Source organism: Streptomyces sp. NPDC047117, from assembly GCF_040643545.1.
Taxonomy (GTDB): Bacteria; Actinomycetota; Actinomycetes; order Streptomycetales; family Streptomycetaceae; genus Streptomyces.
Genome location: NZ_JBEYUN010000008.1, coordinates 98,698 through 117,144 on the forward strand (window position 1 = coordinate 98,698; position 18,447 = coordinate 117,144).

An 18,447-nucleotide genomic window follows, 5' to 3' on the forward strand; every position below is an offset into this window, starting at 1 on the left:
CCTCCTCACGCAATGACGGCTGTGGTTCTCAGACGTTGAACCCCAGCGCGCGCAGCTGCTCGCGGCCGTCGTCGGTGATCTTGTCGGGGCCCCACGGCGGCATCCAGACCCAGTTGATCTTCAGCTCGTTGACGATGCCGTCCGTGGCGGACTTCGCCTGGTCCTCGATGACGTCGGTCAGCGGGCAGGCCGCCGAGGTGAGCGTCATGTCGATGGTGGCGATGTTGGCGTCGTCGATGTGGATGCCGTAGATCAGGCCGAGGTTGACCACGTCGATGCCCAGCTCGGGGTCGACGACGTCGTACAGGGCCTCGCGGACCTCTTCCTCGGTGGCCGGCTTCAGGGCGGCTGCCCCGGCCGGCGCCTCCGCGGCGCTTGCGTTCTCGGTCATGCGGTCTTCGCCTCCTCGGAGAGGGCCTTGGCAGTCGCGTCCTTCCACGCCATCCAGCTCAGGAGGGCGCACTTGACGCGGGCGGGGTACTTCGAGACGCCGGCGAACGCCACGGCGTCCTCCAGCACCTCCTCCATGGCGTCGTCGGGCTCCAGCTGGCCCTTGGACTGCATCAGCTCCAGGAAGGCCTCCTGGATCTTCTGCGCCTCGCCGAGCTCCTTGCCGACCAGGAGTTCATTGAGGACGGAAGCGGAGGCCTGGCTGATGGAGCAGCCCTGGCCTTCGTACGACACGTCCTCAATGGTCGCGCCGTCCAGCCGGACGCGCAGGGTGATCTCGTCACCGCAGGTCGGGTTGGTGTGATGCACCTCGGCGTCGCCGTCCCGCAAGCCCCGGCCGTGCGGGTGCTTGTAGTGATCCAGGATGACGTCCTGGTACATGGAATCCAGCTTCACGGGTCAGTCAGTCCTCGTCCTCATCCGAAGAAATTACGGACGTGCTCCAGGCCGTCGACCAGAGCGTCGACCTCGGCCGGGGTGGAGTACAGATAGAACGACGCTCGTGTCGTCGCAGGAATTCCGTACCGCAGGCAGACCGGACGGGCGCAGTGGTGGCCCACCCGGACCGCGATGCCCTGCTCGTCCAGCACCTGCCCCACGTCGTGCGGATGGATGTCACCGAGCGTGAAGGAGATCGCCGCGCCCCGGTCCTCGGCCGTGGTCGGGCCGATGATCCGCAGGTCCGGGACCTCCAGCAGCCGCTTGACCGCGTACTCGGTCAGCGCGTGCTCGTGCGCGGCGATGTTCTCCATGCCGATGGAGTTGAGGTAGTCCACCGCCGCGCCGAGGCCGACGGCCTGGGCGATCGGAGGCGTACCGGCCTCGAACTTGTGCGGCGCCGGGGCGTAGGTGGAGGAGTTCATCGAGACGGTCTCGATCATCTCGCCGCCACCGAGGAACGGCGGCAGGTCCTCCAGCAGCTCCTGACGGCCCCACAGCACGCCGATGCCGGTCGGGCCGCACATCTTGTGGCCGGTGAAGGCCACGAAGTCGGCCTGGAGCGCCTGGACGTCCAGCGGCATGTGCGGCGCGGCCTGCGAGGCGTCGAAGCAGACCAGCGCGCCGACCTCCTGGGCCTTGCGGACGATGGTCTCGACCGGGTTGACCGTGCCCATGAGGTTGGAGACCAGGGTCAGGGAGACGACCTTGGTCTTCTCCGTGATGATCTCGTCGATGTTGGAGAGGTCGAGCCGGCCGTCCTCGGTCAGCCCGAACCACTTCAGCTTCGCGCCCGTGCGCTGCGAGAGCAGCTGCCACGGCACGATGTTGGAGTGGTGCTCCATCTCCGTGATGACGATCTCGGTCTCGTGGTCCACACGGTAGGGCTCGTCGGCCCAGCCCAGCATGTTCGCGACGAGGTTGAGCGACTCCGAGGCGTTCTTGGTGAAGATCACCTCGTCGCGGCTCGGTGCGTTGATGAACTCGGCGACCTTGTCGCGAGCGCCTTCGTACAGCGCCGTGGCCTCCTCGGCGAGCACGTGCACGCCGCGGTGGACATTGGCGTTGTAGCGTTCGTAGTACTCGCTCAGCACGTCGATGACCTGGCTGGGCGTCTGCGAGGTCGCAGCGCTGTCCAGGTAGACGAGCTTCTTCCCGTCATGGAGCTCGCGCCCCAGGATGGGGAAGTCCTTACGGATCGCCTCTGTGTCGAGGAGGCCCGGCAGCTGTGTCACGCGGTTGCGCCACCCTTCACGTACGCCTCGTAGCCCTCGGCCTCCAGCTTGTCCGCCAGCTCCGGGCCACCGGACTCGGCGATCCGGCCGTTGGCGAAGACGTGGACGTGGTCGGGCTTGATGTAACGGAGGATCCGCGTGTAGTGGGTGATCAGCAGGGTGCCGACCTCACCGCCCTCACGGACCCGGTTCACGCCCTCGGAGACGATGCGCAGCGCGTCGACGTCCAGGCCGGAGTCGGTCTCGTCGAGGATCGCGATCTTCGGCTTGAGCAGCTCCAGCTGGAGGATCTCGTGGCGCTTCTTCTCACCGCCGGAGAAGCCCTCGTTGACGTTGCGCTCGGCGAACGCCGGGTCCATGTTGAGGCGCTCCATGGCCTCCTTGACCTCCTTGACCCACGTCCGCAGCTTGGGAGCCTCACCGCGGATCGCGGTGGCGGAGGTGCGCAGGAAGTTGGAGACGGAGACACCGGGGACCTCGACCGGGTACTGCATGGCGAGGAAGACGCCGGCACGGGCGCGCTCGTCGACGGACATCTCCAGGACGTCCTCGCCGTCGAGGGTGACGGTGCCGCCGGTGATCGTGTACTTGGGGTGACCCGCGAGCGAGTACGCGAGGGTGGACTTGCCGGAGCCGTTGGGGCCCATGATGGCGTGCGTCTCGCCCTGCTTCACGGTCAGGTCGACGCCCTTCAGGATCTCGCGCGGGCCGTTCTCGGCCTCGACGGAGACGTGCAGGTCGTGAATCTCAAGCGTTGCCATGGGGAACTCAGGACTCCTGGGTGACGGAGACGAGCACGTCGTCCCCTTCGATCTTTACGGGGTATACGGGGACGGGCTGCGTCGCGGGAAGGCCGGACGGCTTGCCGGTGCGGAGGTCGAAGCTGGAGCCGTGCAGCCAGCATTCGATGGAGCAGTCCTCCACCTCGCCCTCCGAGAGGGAGACGTTCGCGTGCGAGCAGATGTCGTTGATCGCGAACACCTCGCCCTCGGTACGGACGACCGAGACAGGGGTGCCGTCGAGCTCGACCCGCTTGGGCGTGTCGTCTTCGAGCTCGCTCAGCCCACAGGCTCGTACGAAGGTGGCGGTCATGCTACGGACGCCTCCAGCTCTTCATCGATCTTGGCGATGAGGCGCTCCTCGACGTCCGGCAGGCCGATCTGCTGGACCAGCTCGGCGAAGAAGCCGCGGACCACCAGACGGCGGGCTTCCTCGGCCGGGATGCCGCGCGCCATCAGGTAGAACAGCTGCTCGTCGTCGAAGCGGCCGGTCGCCGAGGCGTGGCCGGCGCCGACGATCTCGCCGGTCTCGATCTCCAGGTTCGGCACCGAGTCCACCCGCGCGCCGTCGGTGAGGACGAGGTTGCGGTTGAGCTCGTAGGTGTCCGTGCCGGTCGCCGCGGCGCGGATGAGCACGTCACCGATCCAGACGGCGTGCGCGTCCTCGCCCTGGAGGGCGCCCTTGTAGACGACGTTGGAGCGGCAGTTGGGCGACTCGTGGTCGACGAAGAGGCGGTGCTCCTGGTGCTGGCCGTTGTCGGTGAAGTACAGGCCGTAGAACTCGGCCTCGCCACCGGGGGCGGCGTACGTCACGCGGGGGTTCAGCCGGACCAGGTCGCCGCCGAAGGTGACGACCACGGACTTGAAGGAGGCGTCCCGGCCGACCAGGGCGTTGTGCTGGCCGGCGTGGACCGCGGTGTCGTCCCAGTCCTGGACGGAGACGACGGTGAGCTTCGCGCCGTCGCCGAGGAGGTAGTCGACGTTGGCGGCGAGGGTGGCGTCACCGGTGTGGTCGATGACGACGACGGCCTCGGCGAAGGCTCCCAGCTCGATGACCTGGTGGCCGTAGGCGACCCCGCCCTCGCCGTGGACGGCGATGCGGATGGGCTCGCTGAGCACGGTCTCCTTGGGCACGGAGACCACGGAGGCCTTCTCGAAGGAGCTGTAGGCCTGCGCGGCGACGCGGTCGATGGGCTTGCCGGCCTTGCCGACCCGCGCGTCGTCCCGGTCCGCGGTCTCGACCGTCACGCCCTCCGGCGCGTTGATCTCGACCGAGACGCCGCCGGTGGCGGTGGCGGTGCCGTCGTGGAGGCCCTTGAGGCGCTCCAGCGGCGTGAAGCGCCACTCCTCCTCGCGGCCGTGCGGCACGGGGAAGTCCGCCACGTCGTAGGACGGCGGGGCGCTCATCCGGGTGGCGACGGTGGACTCGGCGGCCACCGCGATCGAGCCCGTGGTGGCGTAACCCGCGGGGATGTTCTGAGCCTCAGCCATGGCTGTCGTAGTGCTCACTTTCTGGGTCAAGAAGTTTGCTGCGGACGGGAGGGGCCGGGCTGCCCGGCCCCCCGGGGACGGTCGGTCAGCCGACCGAACCCTCCATCTGCAGCTCGATCAGCCGGTTGAGCTCCAGCGCGTACTCCATGGGCAGCTCGCGGGCGATCGGCTCGACGAAGCCGCGCACGATCATCGCCATGGCCTCGTCCTCGGAGAGGCCGCGCGCCATCAGGTAGAAGAGCTGGTCGTCGCTGACCTTGGAGACGGTCGCCTCGTGGCCCATGGACACGTCGTCCTCGCGGACGTCCACGTAGGGGTAGGTGTCCGAGCGGGAGATGGTGTCCACCAGCAGGGCGTCGCAGAGCACGTTGGACTTGGAGCCCGCGGCGCCCTCGCCGATCTCGACCAGACCGCGGTAGGAGGTCCGGCCGCCGCCTCGCGCCACCGACTTGGAGACGATGTTGGAGGAGGTGTTCGGCGCCATGTGGACCATCTTGGAGCCGGCGTCCTGGTGCTGGCCCTCGCCCGCGAAGGCGATGGACAGGGTCTCGCCCTTGGCGTGCTCGCCCATCAGGTAGACGGCCGGGTACTTCATCGTCACCTTGGAGCCGAGGTTGCCGTCGACCCACTCCATGGTCGCGCCCTCGTAGGCCACGGCACGCTTGGTGACCAGGTTGTAGACGTTGTTCGACCAGTTCTGGATCGTCGTGTAGCGGCAGCGGCCGCCCTTCTTGACGATGATCTCCACGACGGCGGAGTGCAGCGAGTCCGACTTGTAGATCGGCGCGGTGCAGCCCTCGACGTAGTGGACGTAGGCGTCCTCGTCGACGATGATCAGCGTCCGCTCGAACTGACCCATGTTCTCGGTGTTGATCCGGAAGTAGGCCTGCAGCGGGATGTCGACGTGCACGCCCGGGGGCACGTAGATGAACGAGCCGCCGGACCACACCGCGGTGTTCAGCGAGGCGAACTTGTTGTCGCCCGCGGGGATCACCGTGCCGAAGTACTCCTTGAAGAGCTCCGGGTGCTCCTTGAGCGCGGTGTCGGTGTCCAGGAACAGGACGCCCTGCTCCTCCAGGTCCTCACGGATCTGGTGGTAGACGACCTCGGACTCGTACTGCGCGGCGACACCGGCGACGAGGCGCTGCTTCTCCGCCTCCGGGATGCCGAGCTTGTCGTACGTGTTCTTGATGTCCTCGGGCAGGTCCTCCCAGCTGGCGGCCTGCTGCTCCGTGGAACGCACGAAGTACTTGATGTTGTCGAAGTCGATGCCGGAGAGGTCCGAGCCCCAGTTCGGCATGGGCTTCTTGTCGAACAGCTTCAGGCCCTTGAGGCGAAGCTTGAGCATCCACTCCGGCTCGTTCTTCTTCGCCGAGATGTCGCGGACGACCTCCTCGGAGAGGCCGCGCTTGGCGGACGCGCCGGCGACGTCGGAGTCGGCCCAGCCGTATTCGTAGTTGCCCAGACCCTCGAGCTCAGGGTGAGCAGTCTCCGTAGGGAGCGTCATGCGGGGTTCCTCCCGGCCGTACTTGCAGATGCGGTGGTGGTCTTAGTGGTGCGGTGGTCGGCCTTGCCGGTGGCCTTCGGCGTGCGCGGCGGACCCTGGGCCTTGGGGGCGCCCTGGGCGGTCGCCTTCGGTACGAAGGTCGTGCAGACCCCGTCGCCGTGGGCGATGGTGGCAAGACGCTGCACATGGGTCCCGAGCAGGCGCGAGAAGACCTCGGTCTCCGCCTCGCACAGCTGAGGGAACTGCTCGGCCACATGGGCGACCGGACAGTGGTGCTGGCAGAGCTGTTCACCTTGCTGCAGATGGGGGGCGCTGCGCGCCGTAGCAGCGTACCCGTCCGCGGTCAATGCCTTCGCCAGGGCCGTGGTGCGCTCCTCGGGGGGCGCTGCCTCGACCGCCGTGCGGTACTCCTCCGCCTGCGCCTCCAGCCGGGCACGGGCGAACTCCGCGACCGCGGCCTCGCCGCGCTCGCCGCCGCCCGCGGCCCGCGCGATCCAGCGCAGGGCGTCGGAGGCCAGGCTGTCGTACGCCTGGTCGAAGGCGTCCCGGCCGCAGTCCGTCAGCGCGAAGGCCTTGGCGGGGCGGCCCCGGGAACGCGTGCCGTACACCCGCTTCTCGCGGGGCTCGACGACACCCTCTGCCGCGAGGGCGTCGAGATGGCGACGTACGGCGGCCTGCGTCAGTTCCAGCCGCTGCGCCAGCTCGGCAGCGGTGGACGGGCCGTGGTCCAGGATGGAGCGGGCGACGCGATTGCGCGTGCCGTGCGCTTCCTCCTGGCCGGTGACCTGCGCAGAAGCTGAGGTCACCGGCCCGGCGGCCGGGGTGGCCGCGGGCTCCTGTCGATCCTCGCTCGCGTATTTCACAACGCCATTGTTGCGTAATTCTTCAGACCAGGACAAGCCTCGCCCGAGCCTTCGCGTGGTGGCCTCTATCACTTAGGTATGCCTAAGTGCAAGGCCGCATCGCGACGGGACGCGGGAGCCCCCGTGGGAGCGGCGGGGCGCCCCTTCGTAGACTGCCGGTCATGCGCAGCACCTCCCCGGGGGACGCCCCCCGGACCCACGGGCGAGAGCCTGCCGTCGAGGTCACGGGCCTGGTCAAGCGGTACGGCACCAAGACCGCAGTGGACGGCCTCGACCTCACCGTCGCCCGCGGCGGCATCACCGCCGTCCTCGGCCCGAACGGCGCCGGAAAGACCACCACGGTCGAGACCTGCGAGGGCTACCGCCGGGCCGACGCCGGCACCGTCCGCGTCCTGGGCCTGGACCCCGTCGCCGACGCCGCCGCGCTGCGCCCCCGTATCGGCGTGATGCTCCAGTCCGGGGGCGTGTACCCGGGTGCCCGCGCCGAGGAGATGCTGCGGCACACCGCCTCGCTGCACGCCCACCCCGTCGACGTCGACCTCCTGATCGAGCGGCTGGGCCTGGGCTCCTGCGGCCGTACGAACTACCGGCGGCTCTCCGGCGGCCAGCAGCAGCGCCTGGCGCTCGCCATGGCCGTCGTGGGCCGCCCCGAGCTGGTCTTCCTGGACGAGCCGACCGCGGGCCTGGACCCGCAGGCCCGGCACGCCACGTGGGACCTCGTGCGCGAGCTGCGTACGGACGGCGTCAGCGTGGTGCTGACCACCCACTTCATGGACGAGGCCGAGCAGCTCGCCGATGACGTCGCGATCATCGACGGGGGCAAGGTCATCGCCCAGGGCAGCCCCGAGACGCTGTGCAAGGGCGGCGCGGAGAACACGCTGCGCTTCACCGGGCGGCCCGGCCTGGACCTCGCCTCGCTCCTCAAGGCGCTGCCCGCGGAGTCCGCTGCGGCCGAGCTGACGCCCGGCGCGTACCGGGTCACCGGCACGATCGACCCGCAACTGCTCGCCACCGTCACCTCCTGGTGCGCGCAGAACGGTGTCATGCCGGACCGCATAGCGGTGGAGCGGCACACCCTGGAGGACGTTTTCCTGGAGCTCACGGGTAAGGAGCTGCGCGCATGACGCAAGGCCGTCCCTTCTTCGGCCGGGGGTCCGGGGGTCGTCCCCCGGGAAGACACAGCCTGGAGCTGACCGGTAAGGAGCTGCGCGCATGAGCACGACCGCCGCCGAGGGTGTCTTCACCCCGAAGCCGGGCGCCGCGCCCCTCCCCCGGATGATCCGCGCCCAGGCCCTCCTCGAAACGAAGATGCTGCTGCGCAACGGGGAGCAACTGCTGCTCACCGTCATCATTCCGACGCTCCTCCTGGTGCTGTTCTCCGCTGTCGACATCATCGACACGGGCAAGGGGAAGTCCGTGGACTTCCTGGCCCCCGGCATCCTCGCGCTGGCCGTGATGTCCACCGCCTTCACCGGGCAGGCCATCGCCACCGGCTTCGAGCGGCGCTACGGCGTGCTCAAGCGGCTCGGCGCCTCCCCGCTGCCCCGCTGGGGACTGATGACCGCCAAGACCTGCTCCGTGCTGGTCACGGAGGTCCTCCAGATCGTGCTGCTCACCGTGGTCGCCTTCGCGCTCGGCTGGTCCCCGCACGGCAACCCCGTATGGGTCGTGCTGCTGCTGGTCCTCGGCACGGCGGCGTTCTCCGGCCTCGGCCTGCTCATGGCCGGCACGCTCAAGGCCGAGGCCACGCTCGCCGCGGCCAACCTGGTCTTCCTGCTCCTGCTGGTCGGCGGCGGCATCATCGTGCCGCTGGAGAAGTTCCCCGGCGCCGTGCAGTCCGTGCTCCAGCTGCTGCCGATCTCGGCGCTCTCGGACGGGCTGCGCGACGTCCTCCAGGGCGGCGCGGGGCTCCCCCTGGCCGACCTCGGCATCCTGGCCGTGTGGACGGTGCTCGGGCTGGGCGCGGCGGCGAAGCTCTTCCGCTGGGAGTGACCCGTGGGCCACGCGGAGTACGAGGTACGCACCGTTTCGCACCCCTCGTGAAAAGACGCACAAGCCGCCGCCTACGATGAGCCCGTGCCGAATTCGCTGAACCCCCTAGAGCAGATCGCCCGCCGCTGGCAGCCGTCCGCGGCCTTCGTGCGACGTGCCGCGCTCGCCACGGTCGTCATGGCCGTCGTCATCGTCGTGACCGGCGGCGCGGTCCGGCTGACCCAGTCGGGTCTGGGCTGCTCCACCTGGCCCCAGTGCACTCCCGGCAGCCTGACGCCGACCCACGAGATGGGCATCAACGGCCTGATCGAGTTCGGGAACCGGCTGCTCACCTACGTGCTGTGCGCGGTCGTCGGCCTCTTCATCATCGCCGCCCGCGCCCGCCACCCCCGGCGCCGCTCGCTCACCCGCCTGGGCTGGGCCCAGTTCTGGGTCGTCATGGGCAACGCCGTGGTCGGCGGCATCACCGTGCTGACCGGCCTGAACCCGTACATCGTCAGCGGACACTTCCTGGTGTCGACCGTGCTGCTCACGGTCGCGGTGATCACGTGGCGGCGGGCTTCCGAGGGCGATGACGAGCCGCGCGACCTGGTCGCCGGGCCGGTCCGACAGCTCTCCTGGCTGCTGGTGCTGGCCACCGCGGCGCTCACCCTGATCGGCACGGTCGTCACCGGCGCCGGCCCGCACGCGGGCGACGCGCGCAAGGTGCACCGCATTCCGCTGGACTGGCAGGAGATCACCCAGCTGCACGTGGACTTCGTGTACATCGTGGTCGGCCTGAGCGTCGCCCTGTGGTTCACGCTCCGTGCGGTCAAGGCGCCCGCGGCGCCGCGCCGGATGCTCCTGGAGCTCTTCGCCTGCCTCGCCTTCCAGGGCGTCATCGGCTACGCCCAGTACTTCCTGCACCTGCCGGAGCTGATCGTCGGCATCCACATGTTCGGCTCCACGCTGGTGTGGATCTGCGTCCTGCGGGTCTTCCTCTCGCTGCGCGAGCGCGGCCCGCTGCCGACCGTTCCGGCCCCCGCCGGGGACCAGGAGCCGGTCGAGGCCGCCAAGGCCACCACGGCGGCCTGAGGCCCCGTCCCGCACGTACGACGAAGCCCGCCGGCCACGGTCCGATGACCGTGGCCGGCGGGCTTCTGCGTGCTCCGGGCGAGTGCGGCCCCGCGTACGAGGACCCGCGGCACCGGGTCAGTCGTTCGACGGTCCGCCCAGCTGGATGCCCGCCATCCGCGACCACTCGTAGCGGCCGGTGCGCACCTTGGCGGCCAGGTCGCCGTCGAAGTCGTCGTGGAGGGTGATCCCGGCCTGCTCCGCGGCCTTCTGGGCGGCCGCGTGCGAGCGCGCCACGAGGTTGCCCCACTCGCCGTTGGCGCCGACCAGAGCGACGCGGGTACGGCCGCGGCCGATGTGCGCCAGCTGGCCTTCGGCGCTGCCGCCGTGGCTCTTGGCGAAGGCCTGCATCTCCCGGGCGAGCCTGGCGGCCTGCTTCTCGGAGCGCTTGTCCAGCTGCTCGTCGCGCTTGTCCGGCTGCTCGTCCGCCTGCGTGGTGTCTGCCATGAGCCGCATGCTACCCGTCGGTAATAGAACGTGGAAGAGGCCGCCGCCGAACGGCCTCACGGCCACCGGCGCACGGCCTCCACGGGAGTGCGAGGGTCAGAAGCGCAGGAACGGGTCCACCGCGACCGCCACGAAGAGCAGCGACACGTAGGTGATCGACCAGTGGAAGAGCCGCATCTCCTTGAGCTTGGCGCCGGTGATCTCGGCCTTGGCGCGGGCCTGCAGGCCGTGCGCCTCCTTCAGCCAGAAGGCACCGCACAGGACGGCCACGATCGTGTAGAACCAGCCCGTGTAGCCCAGCGGCTGCAGCAGCAGCGACACGGCGACCATCACCCAGCTGTACGCCACGATCTGCCGCGCGACCACCTTGTTGGAGGCGAGGACGGGGAGCATCGGCACACCGACGCGGGCGTAGTCGTCCTTCACCTTCATGGACAGCGGCCAGTAGTGCGGCGGCGTCCAGAAGAACATCACCATGAAGAGGATGACCGGCGCCCACGACATCGAGTTGGTCACCGAGGACCAGCCGATGAGGACCGGCAGGCAGCCGGCGATGCCGCCCCAGACGATGTTCTGGGAGGTACGGCGCTTCAGGATCATCGTGTAGACGACCACGTAGAACAGCAGTGCGCCGAGCGAGAGCCAGGCCGAGAGCCAGTTGACGGTCAGTCCGAAAAGCAGCGTGGAGACGACCGCGAGCGAGATGCCGAAGACCAGGCACTCGCGCGGGCTGACCATGCCGGTGACCAGCGGACGCTGCGACGTGCGCTCCATGAGCGCGTCGATGTCCCGGTCGATGTACATGTTCAGCGCGTTGGCGCCGCCCGCGGAGAGGTACCCGCCGACGCAGGTGAGAAGCACCAGCGTCAGGTCGGGCACGCCCTGTTCGGCAAGGAACATCACCGGCACGGTGGTGATGAGCAGCAACTCGATGATCCGCGGCTTGGTCAGTGCCACGAATGCCATGACCCGGGCCCCGAACGGCCGGTTCGCGGGACCGGGATTCCCCGGGCTCCGAGAGAGCGCCCCCGCAGGACGGGATTCGACGGCCGTCACGCACACCCCTGGAAAGTAACTTCTGCGGCTCGTTCACCGCGGAGAGAAAGGCCAGCAAGCTCAGCCGGGCGATGAAGGCCCGGTGAAGACTTGCGCGTACCACGCCACTCTAGACGTTGCGGGTAGCGCGATCTTCGCGGGGGTGGGGTCGTGTTGGCGCCGCCCCGACCGGAAGGAAGGGCAGCCGAGTGCCCGGACACGCGGACGATCAGCGGGCGAAAGGGGGCACCGGACGGCACTCTGAAAGCAGGGCCGACACCCCCTGTCTCCTGGGCGTTCACCTGCTCATTCGGGCGCTCGTTCGGGGTGCGGAAAACTCATGTGTTGCAGGTGACGCCGACCGGGGTTCCGGCGGAAAATTGCGCCTCCCGCGCAGGTAGGCTCGACAGCGTCCGAGGGCATTTCCGACCCCCGGCATTCGACATGTGGAGAGGAGCCCTGACCCAGGGTGAGCACCAAGCCGACCACCACAGGTCTTGAGTGGACCGAAATGGACCAGCGGGCCGTCGATACCGTCCGCGTTCTGGCAGCAGATGCCGTGCAGAAGGTCGGTAACGGCCACCCGGGCACGGCCATGAGCCTCGCTCCTGCCGCCTACACCCTTTTCCAGAAGGTCATGCGGCACGACCCCGCCGACGCGGAGTGGACCGGCCGCGACCGGTTCGTGCTGTCCGCGGGGCACTCGTCCCTGACCCTCTACATCCAGCTGTACCTGGCCGGCTTCGGCCTGGAGCTGGACGACCTCAAGGCCTTCCGCACCTGGGGCTCGAAGACCCCCGGCCACCCGGAGTACGGCCACACCACGGGTGTCGAGACCACCACCGGCCCGCTGGGCCAGGGCGTGGCCAACGCAGTGGGCATGGCGATGGCCGCCCGGTACGAGCGTGGCCTGTTCGACCCGGAGGCGGCCGCCGGCACCTCGCCGTTCGACCACTACATCTACGCGATCGCCGGTGACGGCTGCCTCCAGGAGGGCATCTCCGGCGAGGCGTCGTCGATGGCCGGGCACCAGAAGCTCGGCAACCTGATCCTGCTGTGGGACGACAACCACATCTCGATCGAGGGCGACACCGAGACCGCGATCTCCGAGGACACCGAGAAGCGCTACGAGGCCTACGGCTGGCACGTCCAGCGCGTGGAGCCCAAGGCCGACGGCGACCTGGACCCCGAGGCGCTGTACGCGGCGATCGAGGCGGCCAAGGCCGTGACGGACCGTCCGTCCTTCATCGCGATGCGCTCGATCATCGCCTGGCCGGCCCCCAACGCCCAGAACACCGAGGCGGCGCACGGCTCGGCGCTGGGTGCCGAGGAGGTCGCCGCCACCAAGCGCGTCCTGGGCTTCGACCCCGAGAAGGACTTCGAGGTCTCCGACGAGGTCCTGGCGCACACCCGTGCGGCGCTGGACCGCGGCCGTGACGCGAAGGCCGAGTGGGAGAAGGCGTTCGGCGAGTGGCGGACCGCCAACCCCGAGCACGCCGCCACGTTCGACCGCGTCCGCGCCGGTGAGCTGCCCGAGGGCTGGGAGCAGCACCTGCCCGTCTTCGAGACCGGCAAGGCGGTGGCCACCCGTGCCGCCTCCGGCAAGGTCCTGCAGGCGCTGGGCGCCGTCGTCCCCGAGCTGTGGGGCGGCTCCGCCGACCTGGCGGGCTCGAACAACACCACCATCGACAAGAACTCCTCGTTCCTGCCGGTGGGCAACCCGCTGCCGGAGGCGGACCCGTACGGGCGTACGATCCACTTCGGTATCCGTGAGCACTCCATGGCCGCGGAGATGAACGGCATCGCGCTGCACGGCAACACCCGCATCTACGGCGGCACCTTCCTGGTGTTCTCCGACTACATGCGCAACGCCGTACGCCTGTCGGCCCTGATGCACCTGCCGGTCACGTACGTGTGGACGCACGACTCGATCGGTCTGGGCGAGGACGGCCCGACCCACCAGCCGGTGGAGCACCTGGCCTCGCTGCGCGCCATCCCGGGCCTGAACGTGGTCCGGCCGGCCGACGCCAACGAGACGGCGCTGGCCTGGGGCGAGATCAACAAGCGCTGGACCAAGGAGTTCGGCAAGGGCGCCCCGCACGGTCTGGCGCTGACCCGCCAGGGCGTGCCGACGTACGAGCCGAACGCCGAGGGTGTGGCCAAGGGCGGCTACGTCCTGTTCGACGCCGAAGGCGGCGAGCCCCAGGCGGTGCTGATCGCCACCGGCTCCGAGGTGCACCTCGCGGTCGAGGCGCGCGAGCAGCTCCAGGCCGCGGGCGTCCCGACCCGGGTCGTCTCGATGCCGTGCGTGGAGTGGTTCGAGGAGCAGGACCAGGCGTACAAGGACTCCGTCCTGCCGCCGGCCGTCAAGGCCCGTGTCGCCGTCGAGGCCGGCATCGGCCTGACCTGGCACAAGTACGTGGGCGACGCCGGCCGCATCGTGTCGCTGGAGCACTTCGGCGCCTCCGCCGACGGCAAGGTCCTCTTCCGCGAGTTCGGCTTCACGCCCGAGAACGTGGCCGCCGCCGCGCGGGAATCGATCGACGCCGCCGCGCGCTGACGTCCATAGACGACAAGTAGGAGATGCAATTCCCATGACAGACGCACTCAAGCGCCTTTCCGACGAAGGCGTTGCGATCTGGCTGGACGACCTGTCGCGCAAGCGCATCACGTCCGGCAACCTCGCCGAGCTGATCGACCAGAGCCACGTGGTGGGTGTCACCACCAACCCGTCGATCTTCCAGAAGGCGATCTCCTCGGGTGAGGGCTACGAGCAGCAGGTCTCCGACCTCGCGGCCCGCAAGGTCACCGTCGAGGAAGCCATCCGCATGATCACCACCGCGGACGTCCGGGACGCGGCCGACATCCTGCGCCCGGTCTTCGACGCCACCGACGGCCAGGACGGCCGGGTGTCCATCGAGGTCGACCCGCGCCTGGCCCACAACACCAAGGCGACCGTGGCCGAGGCCAAGCAGCTGGCCTGGCTGGTGGACCGTCCGAACACGCTCATCAAGATCCCGGCGACCAAGGCGGGCCTGCCCGCGATCACCGAGGTCATCGGCAAGGGCATCAGCGTCAACGTCACGTTGATCTTCTCGCTGGAGCGCTACCGCGAGGTCATGGACGCCTACCTGGCCGGCCTGGAGAAGGCCAAGTCGCTGGGGCTGGAGCTGGACAAGATCCACTCCGTGGCGTCCTTCTTCGTGTCCCGCGTGGACACCGAGATCGACAAGCGCCTGGACGGCGTCGGCTCCGACGAGGCCAAGGCCCTCAAGGGCAAGGCGGCGCTCGCCAACGCCCGCCTGGCGTACCAGGCGTACGAGGAGGTCTTCTCCTCGGACCGCTGGGCCGCCCTGGAGAAGGCCGGCGCCAACAAGCAGCGTCCGCTGTGGGCCTCCACCGGTGTGAAGGACCCCGAGCTCAAGGACACGCTGTACGTCGAGCAGCTGGTCGCGCCGAACACGGTCAACACCATGCCGGAGGCCACCCTGGAGGCCACCGCCGACCACGGCGACATCACGGGTGACACCGTGAGCGGCGGGTACGAGCAGGCGCAGGCCGACATCGACGCGCTCGCGAAGTTCGGCGTCTCGTACGACGACGTCGTGCAGGTGCTGGAGGACGAGGGCGTCGACAAGTTCGAGAAGTCCTGGGAAGACCTGCTCAAGTCGACCGAGGCGGAGCTGAAGCGCCTCGCTCCTTCGGAGGGCTGAGACTCTTGTCAAGCAGCAATCCGCTGCGTGACGCCGCGGACCGACGGCTCCCGCGTATCGCGGGGCCGTCGGGCCTCGTCATCTTCGGCGTCACGGGCGATTTGTCACGTAAAAAGTTGATGCCTGCCGTTTACGACCTGGCCAATCGCGGCCTACTGCCGCCGGGCTTCTCGCTCATCGGCTTCGCCCGCCGCGACTGGGAGAACGAGGACTTCGCCCAGGTCGTCCACGACGCGGTCAAGGAACACTCGCGGACCCCCTTCCGCGAGGAGGTCTGGCAGCAGCTCAGCCAGGGCATGCGCTTCGTCCAGGGCGACTTCGACGACGACCAGGCCTTCGAGACGCTCAAGTCCACGATCCAGGACCTGGACAAGGCCCAGGGCACCGGCGGCAACTTCGCGTTCTACCTCTCGGTGCCGCCGAAGTTCTTCCCCAAGGTCGTCCAGCAGCTCAAGCACCACGGGCTGGCCGACCAGAAGGCCGACTCCTGGCGCCGTGCGGTCATCGAAAAGCCGTTCGGCCACGACCTGGAGAGCGCGCGCGAGCTCAACCGCATCGTGCACGAGGTGTTCCCGCCGGAAGAGGTCTTCCGGATCGACCACTACCTCGGCAAGGAGACGGTCCAGAACATCCTGGCGCTGCGCTTCGCCAACACGATGTTCGAGCCGCTGTGGAACCGCTCCTACGTGGACCACGTACAGATCACGATGGCCGAGGACATCGGCATCGGCGGCCGGGCCGGCTACTACGACGGCATCGGCGCCGCCCGTGACGTGATCCAGAACCACCTCCTCCAGCTGCTCGCGCTGACCGCCATGGAGGAGCCCGCCTCCTTCGACGCGGACGCGCTGGTCGCGGAGAAGGCCAAGGTCCTCGGCGCGGTCAAGCTCCCCAGGGACCTGGGCAAGGAGACCGTACGGGCGCAGTACGCGGAAGGCTGGCAGGGCGGCGAGAAGGCCGTCGGCTACCTCCAGGAAGACGGCATCGACCCCAAGTCGAAGACCGACACCTACGCCGCGATCAAGCTGGGCATCGACAACCGCCGCTGGGCGGGGGTGCCCTTCTACCTGCGTACCGGCAAGCGCCTGGGCCGCCGCGTCACCGAGATCGCGGTCGTCTTCCAGCGCGCGCCGCACTCCCCCTTCGACCACACCGCCACCGAGGAGCTGGGGCAGAACGCCCTGGTCATCCGGGTGCAGCCGGACGAGGGCGTCACCGTGCGGTTCGGCTCGAAGGTGCCGGGCACCTCGATGGAGGTGCGGGACGTCTCCATGGACTTCGCGTACGGCGAGTCCTTCACGGAGTCCAGCCCCGAGGCGTACGAGCGCCTGATCCTGGACGTCCTCCTCGGCGACGCCAACCTCTTCCCGCGCACGGAGGAGGTCGAGCTGTCCTGGAAGATCCTCGACCCGATCGAGCAGTACTGGGACACGCACGGCAAGCCCGCGCAGTACCCGGCGGGTACCTGGGGACCCGTCGAGGCGGACGAAATGCTCGCACGAGACGGACGGAGCTGGCGTCGGCCATGAAGATCGATCTCACCGAAACCACGGCCAGCAAGATCAACAAGGCGCTGGTCCAGGGCCGCCGGGCCATCGGCACCCCGGCCGTCGGCATGGTGCTCACCCTCGTCATCGTCACCGACGAGGAGAACGCCTACGACGCCCTCAAGGCCGCCAACGACGCCTCGCGCGAGCACCCCTCGCGCACCCTGGTCGTCATCAAGCGCGTCTCCCGCTCGCCGCGGGGCCGCGCCCAGGCCCGCCTCGATGCCGAGGTACGGGTCGGCGCGGACGCCGGCACCGGCGAGACGGTCGTGCTGCGGCTGTACGGCGAGGCCATCAACCACGCCCAGTCGGTCGTGCTGCCCCTGCTGCTGCCGGACGCCCCCGTGGTGGTCTGGTGGCCGGTCGGCGGCCCGACGGAGCCGGCCGCCGACCCGCTCGGGGCGCTCGCCCAGCGTCGTGTCACCGACACCTACGCCGCCGAGCAGCCCGTCCAGGAGCTGGCCGCGCGCGCCGAGAAGTACACCCCCGGCGACACCGACCTGGCCTGGACCCGCATCACGCCCTGGCGTTCGATGCTGGCCGCCGCGCTCGACCAGCAGCCGAGCGAGGTCACCTCGGTCACGGTCGAGGGCGAGGAGTACAACCCCAGCTGCGAGCTGCTCGCCATGTGGCTCGCGGACCGGCTGCACGTCCCCGTCCAGCGGACGCTCTCCGAAGGCCCCGGCCTGACGGCCGTCCGGCTGGAGACCAAGAGCGGCCCGATCGTGCTGGACCGCGCCGACGGCGCGCTCGCCACGCTGTGCATGTCCGGCCAACCGGACCGTGCGGTGGCGCTGCAGCGGCGGGAGACCGCCGAACTGCTCGCCGAGGAGCTGCGCCGGCTCGACCCGGACGACACCTACGCGTCCGCGCTGAAGTACGGCGTGGAGCGGCTGGGTGCGTACAAGGACGGGCTCCCGGGCGAATCGGCAAAGACCGCCGAGGACGCCGAGCGGGAGGCCGAGGCGCAGGCCGCCGAGGACGCCCCCAAGGGCAAGGCGGCGGCGAAGAAGGCGCCCGCGAAGAAGGCGGCCGCCAAGTGAGCGCGCCGCAGGTCGTCGTCCACCGCGACAAGGAGCTGATGGCGAAGGCCGCGGCCGCCCGGCTGATCACGAAGGTCGTGGACGCCCAGGCGGCGCGCGGCTCGGCCTCCGTCGTCCTGACCGGCGGCCGCAACGGCAACGGGCTGCTCGCGGCCCTCGCCGAGGCGCCCGCCCGGGACGCGGTCGACTGGTCCCGGCTGGACCTGTGGTGGGGCGACGAGCGGTTCCTGCCCGAGGGCGACCCGGAGCGCAACCACACCCAGGCCCGCGAGGCGCTGCTGGACAGCGTCCCGCTGGACCCGGCGCGGGTGCACGTGATGGCGCCGTCCGACGGCGGGTACGGCAACGACGCGGACGCCGCGGCCGAGGCGTACGCCGCCGAACTGGCCGCGGCGGCGGGCCCGGAGGACCACGGCCCCGTCCCGTCCTTCGACGTCCTCCTTCTGGGCGTCGGCCCGGACACCCACGTCGCCTCGCTCTTCCCCGAGCACCCGGCGGCGCGGGAGGCCGAGCGGACGGTGGTCGGCGTGCACGGCGCGCCCAAGCCGCCGCCCACCCGGATCTCGCTGACCCTGCCCGCCATCCGCGCGGCACGCGAGGTCTGGCTGCTCGCCGCGGGCGAGGACAAGGCGAACGCGGCCGCGATGGCGCTCTCCGGCGCGGGCGAGATACAGGCCCCCGCCGCAGGCGCGTACGGCCGCAGCCGCACGCTCTGGCTCCTGGACGAGGCAGCCGCCTCTCAGCTGCCGCGGGACCTGTACCCGCCGGCCTCGGCCTGATCCGGCACCGCGAGG

Annotated in this window: 18 protein-coding genes; 8 read left to right on the top strand and 10 right to left on the bottom strand. The window is 69.8% G+C overall.

Going from position 1 to position 18,447, the window contains the following annotated elements; translation table 11 throughout:
* Positions 1-28 precede the first annotated feature (28 nt).
* The 8 genes from ABZ840_RS17245 to ABZ840_RS17280 all read right to left on the bottom strand — a co-directional run bounded on the left by ABZ840_RS17245 (position 29) and on the right by ABZ840_RS17280 (position 6,706).
* Positions 29-391 (bottom strand): metal-sulfur cluster assembly factor, encoded by a 363-nt coding sequence (locus tag ABZ840_RS17245; RefSeq protein WP_361560214.1) that lies wholly within the window; start codon positions 389-391, stop codon positions 29-31.
* Positions 388-846: a Fe-S cluster assembly sulfur transfer protein SufU gene (gene sufU / locus ABZ840_RS17250; RefSeq protein WP_361560217.1), complete on the bottom strand. Its 459-nt coding sequence runs from the start codon at positions 844-846 to the stop codon at positions 388-390. The genes ABZ840_RS17245 and sufU overlap by 4 nt, the downstream gene beginning before the upstream one ends.
* Positions 847-866: 20 nt before the next feature.
* Complete coding sequence (locus ABZ840_RS17255) at positions 867-2,123, bottom strand: cysteine desulfurase (protein WP_361560220.1); 1,257 nt, start codon at positions 2,121-2,123, stop codon at positions 867-869.
* Complete coding sequence (gene sufC, locus ABZ840_RS17260; RefSeq protein WP_361560223.1) at positions 2,120-2,884, bottom strand: Fe-S cluster assembly ATPase SufC; 765 nt, start codon at positions 2,882-2,884, stop codon at positions 2,120-2,122. Before sufC ends, ABZ840_RS17255 begins: the two co-directional genes overlap by 4 nt.
* A gap of 7 nt (positions 2,885-2,891) precedes the next feature.
* Positions 2,892-3,215: a non-heme iron oxygenase ferredoxin subunit gene (locus ABZ840_RS17265; RefSeq protein WP_361560226.1), complete on the bottom strand. Its 324-nt coding sequence runs from the start codon at positions 3,213-3,215 to the stop codon at positions 2,892-2,894.
* Positions 3,212-4,393 carry a Fe-S cluster assembly protein SufD gene (gene sufD, locus ABZ840_RS17270; protein ID WP_361560229.1) on the bottom strand — a complete coding sequence of 394 codons (1,182 nt, stop codon included), beginning with the start codon at positions 4,391-4,393 and terminating at the stop codon, positions 3,212-3,214. Before sufD ends, ABZ840_RS17265 begins: the two co-directional genes overlap by 4 nt.
* Positions 4,394-4,478: 85 nt before the next feature.
* Complete coding sequence (gene sufB / locus ABZ840_RS17275) at positions 4,479-5,900, bottom strand: Fe-S cluster assembly protein SufB (RefSeq protein WP_052868335.1); 1,422 nt, start codon at positions 5,898-5,900, stop codon at positions 4,479-4,481.
* Entirely contained in the window at positions 5,897-6,706 is an 810-nt protein-coding gene (locus ABZ840_RS17280) for a helix-turn-helix domain-containing protein (RefSeq protein WP_361560233.1), read from the bottom strand. The genes sufB and ABZ840_RS17280 overlap by 4 nt, the downstream gene beginning before the upstream one ends.
* Positions 6,707-6,924: 218 nt before the next feature.
* Between ABZ840_RS17280 and ABZ840_RS17285 the strand changes: the two genes are divergently transcribed.
* The 3 genes from ABZ840_RS17285 (at position 6,925) to ABZ840_RS17295 (ending at position 9,829) form a co-directional block, all read left to right on the top strand.
* Positions 6,925-7,887: an ABC transporter ATP-binding protein gene (locus ABZ840_RS17285; RefSeq protein WP_361560236.1), complete on the top strand. Its 963-nt coding sequence runs from the start codon at positions 6,925-6,927 to the stop codon at positions 7,885-7,887.
* 88 nt (positions 7,888-7,975) lie between these two features.
* Positions 7,976-8,755, top strand: coding sequence for an ABC transporter permease (locus ABZ840_RS17290; protein WP_361560239.1), 780 nt, complete (start codon positions 7,976-7,978; stop codon positions 8,753-8,755).
* 84 nt (positions 8,756-8,839) lie between these two features.
* Positions 8,840-9,829, top strand: a complete 990-nt coding sequence (locus tag ABZ840_RS17295) for a COX15/CtaA family protein (RefSeq protein ID WP_361560242.1) — start codon at positions 8,840-8,842, stop codon at positions 9,827-9,829.
* A 117-nt stretch (positions 9,830-9,946) separates the two neighbouring features.
* Here ABZ840_RS17295 and ABZ840_RS17300 read toward each other — a convergent pair whose 3' ends face one another.
* The gene (locus ABZ840_RS17300; protein WP_361560245.1) at positions 9,947-10,324 is read right to left on the bottom strand and encodes a hypothetical protein; all 378 of its coding nucleotides are present in this window, start codon (positions 10,322-10,324) and stop codon (positions 9,947-9,949) included.
* Positions 10,325-10,411: 87 nt separating this feature from the next.
* Positions 10,412-11,377, bottom strand: coding sequence for a heme o synthase (locus ABZ840_RS17305; RefSeq protein ID WP_361560248.1), 966 nt, complete (start codon positions 11,375-11,377; stop codon positions 10,412-10,414).
* Positions 11,378-11,819: 442 nt separating this feature from the next.
* On the opposite strand from ABZ840_RS17305, the gene tkt reads away from it, so the two are divergent.
* From tkt to pgl, 5 genes are read left to right on the top strand one after another with little or no spacing between them, the layout of a single operon-like run.
* A complete protein-coding gene (gene tkt, locus ABZ840_RS17310; protein ID WP_361560251.1) occupies positions 11,820-13,910 on the top strand; it encodes a transketolase in 2,091 nt (696 codons plus the stop codon).
* 34 nt (positions 13,911-13,944) lie between these two features.
* A complete protein-coding gene (tal, locus tag ABZ840_RS17315; RefSeq protein ID WP_361560254.1) occupies positions 13,945-15,063 on the top strand; it encodes a transaldolase in 1,119 nt (372 codons plus the stop codon).
* A 5-nt stretch (positions 15,064-15,068) separates the two neighbouring features.
* Positions 15,069-16,592, top strand: coding sequence for a glucose-6-phosphate dehydrogenase (zwf, locus tag ABZ840_RS17320; protein ID WP_361560257.1), 1,524 nt, complete (start codon positions 15,069-15,071; stop codon positions 16,590-16,592).
* Positions 16,589-17,653 (top strand): glucose-6-phosphate dehydrogenase assembly protein OpcA, encoded by a 1,065-nt coding sequence (opcA, locus tag ABZ840_RS17325; RefSeq protein WP_361560260.1) that lies wholly within the window; start codon positions 16,589-16,591, stop codon positions 17,651-17,653. Before zwf ends, opcA begins: the two co-directional genes overlap by 4 nt.
* Positions 17,650-18,432 carry a 6-phosphogluconolactonase gene (pgl, locus tag ABZ840_RS17330; RefSeq protein ID WP_361560263.1) on the top strand — a complete coding sequence of 261 codons (783 nt, stop codon included), beginning with the start codon at positions 17,650-17,652 and terminating at the stop codon, positions 18,430-18,432. Before opcA ends, pgl begins: the two co-directional genes overlap by 4 nt.
* The last annotated feature ends 15 nt before the right edge of the window (positions 18,433-18,447 follow it).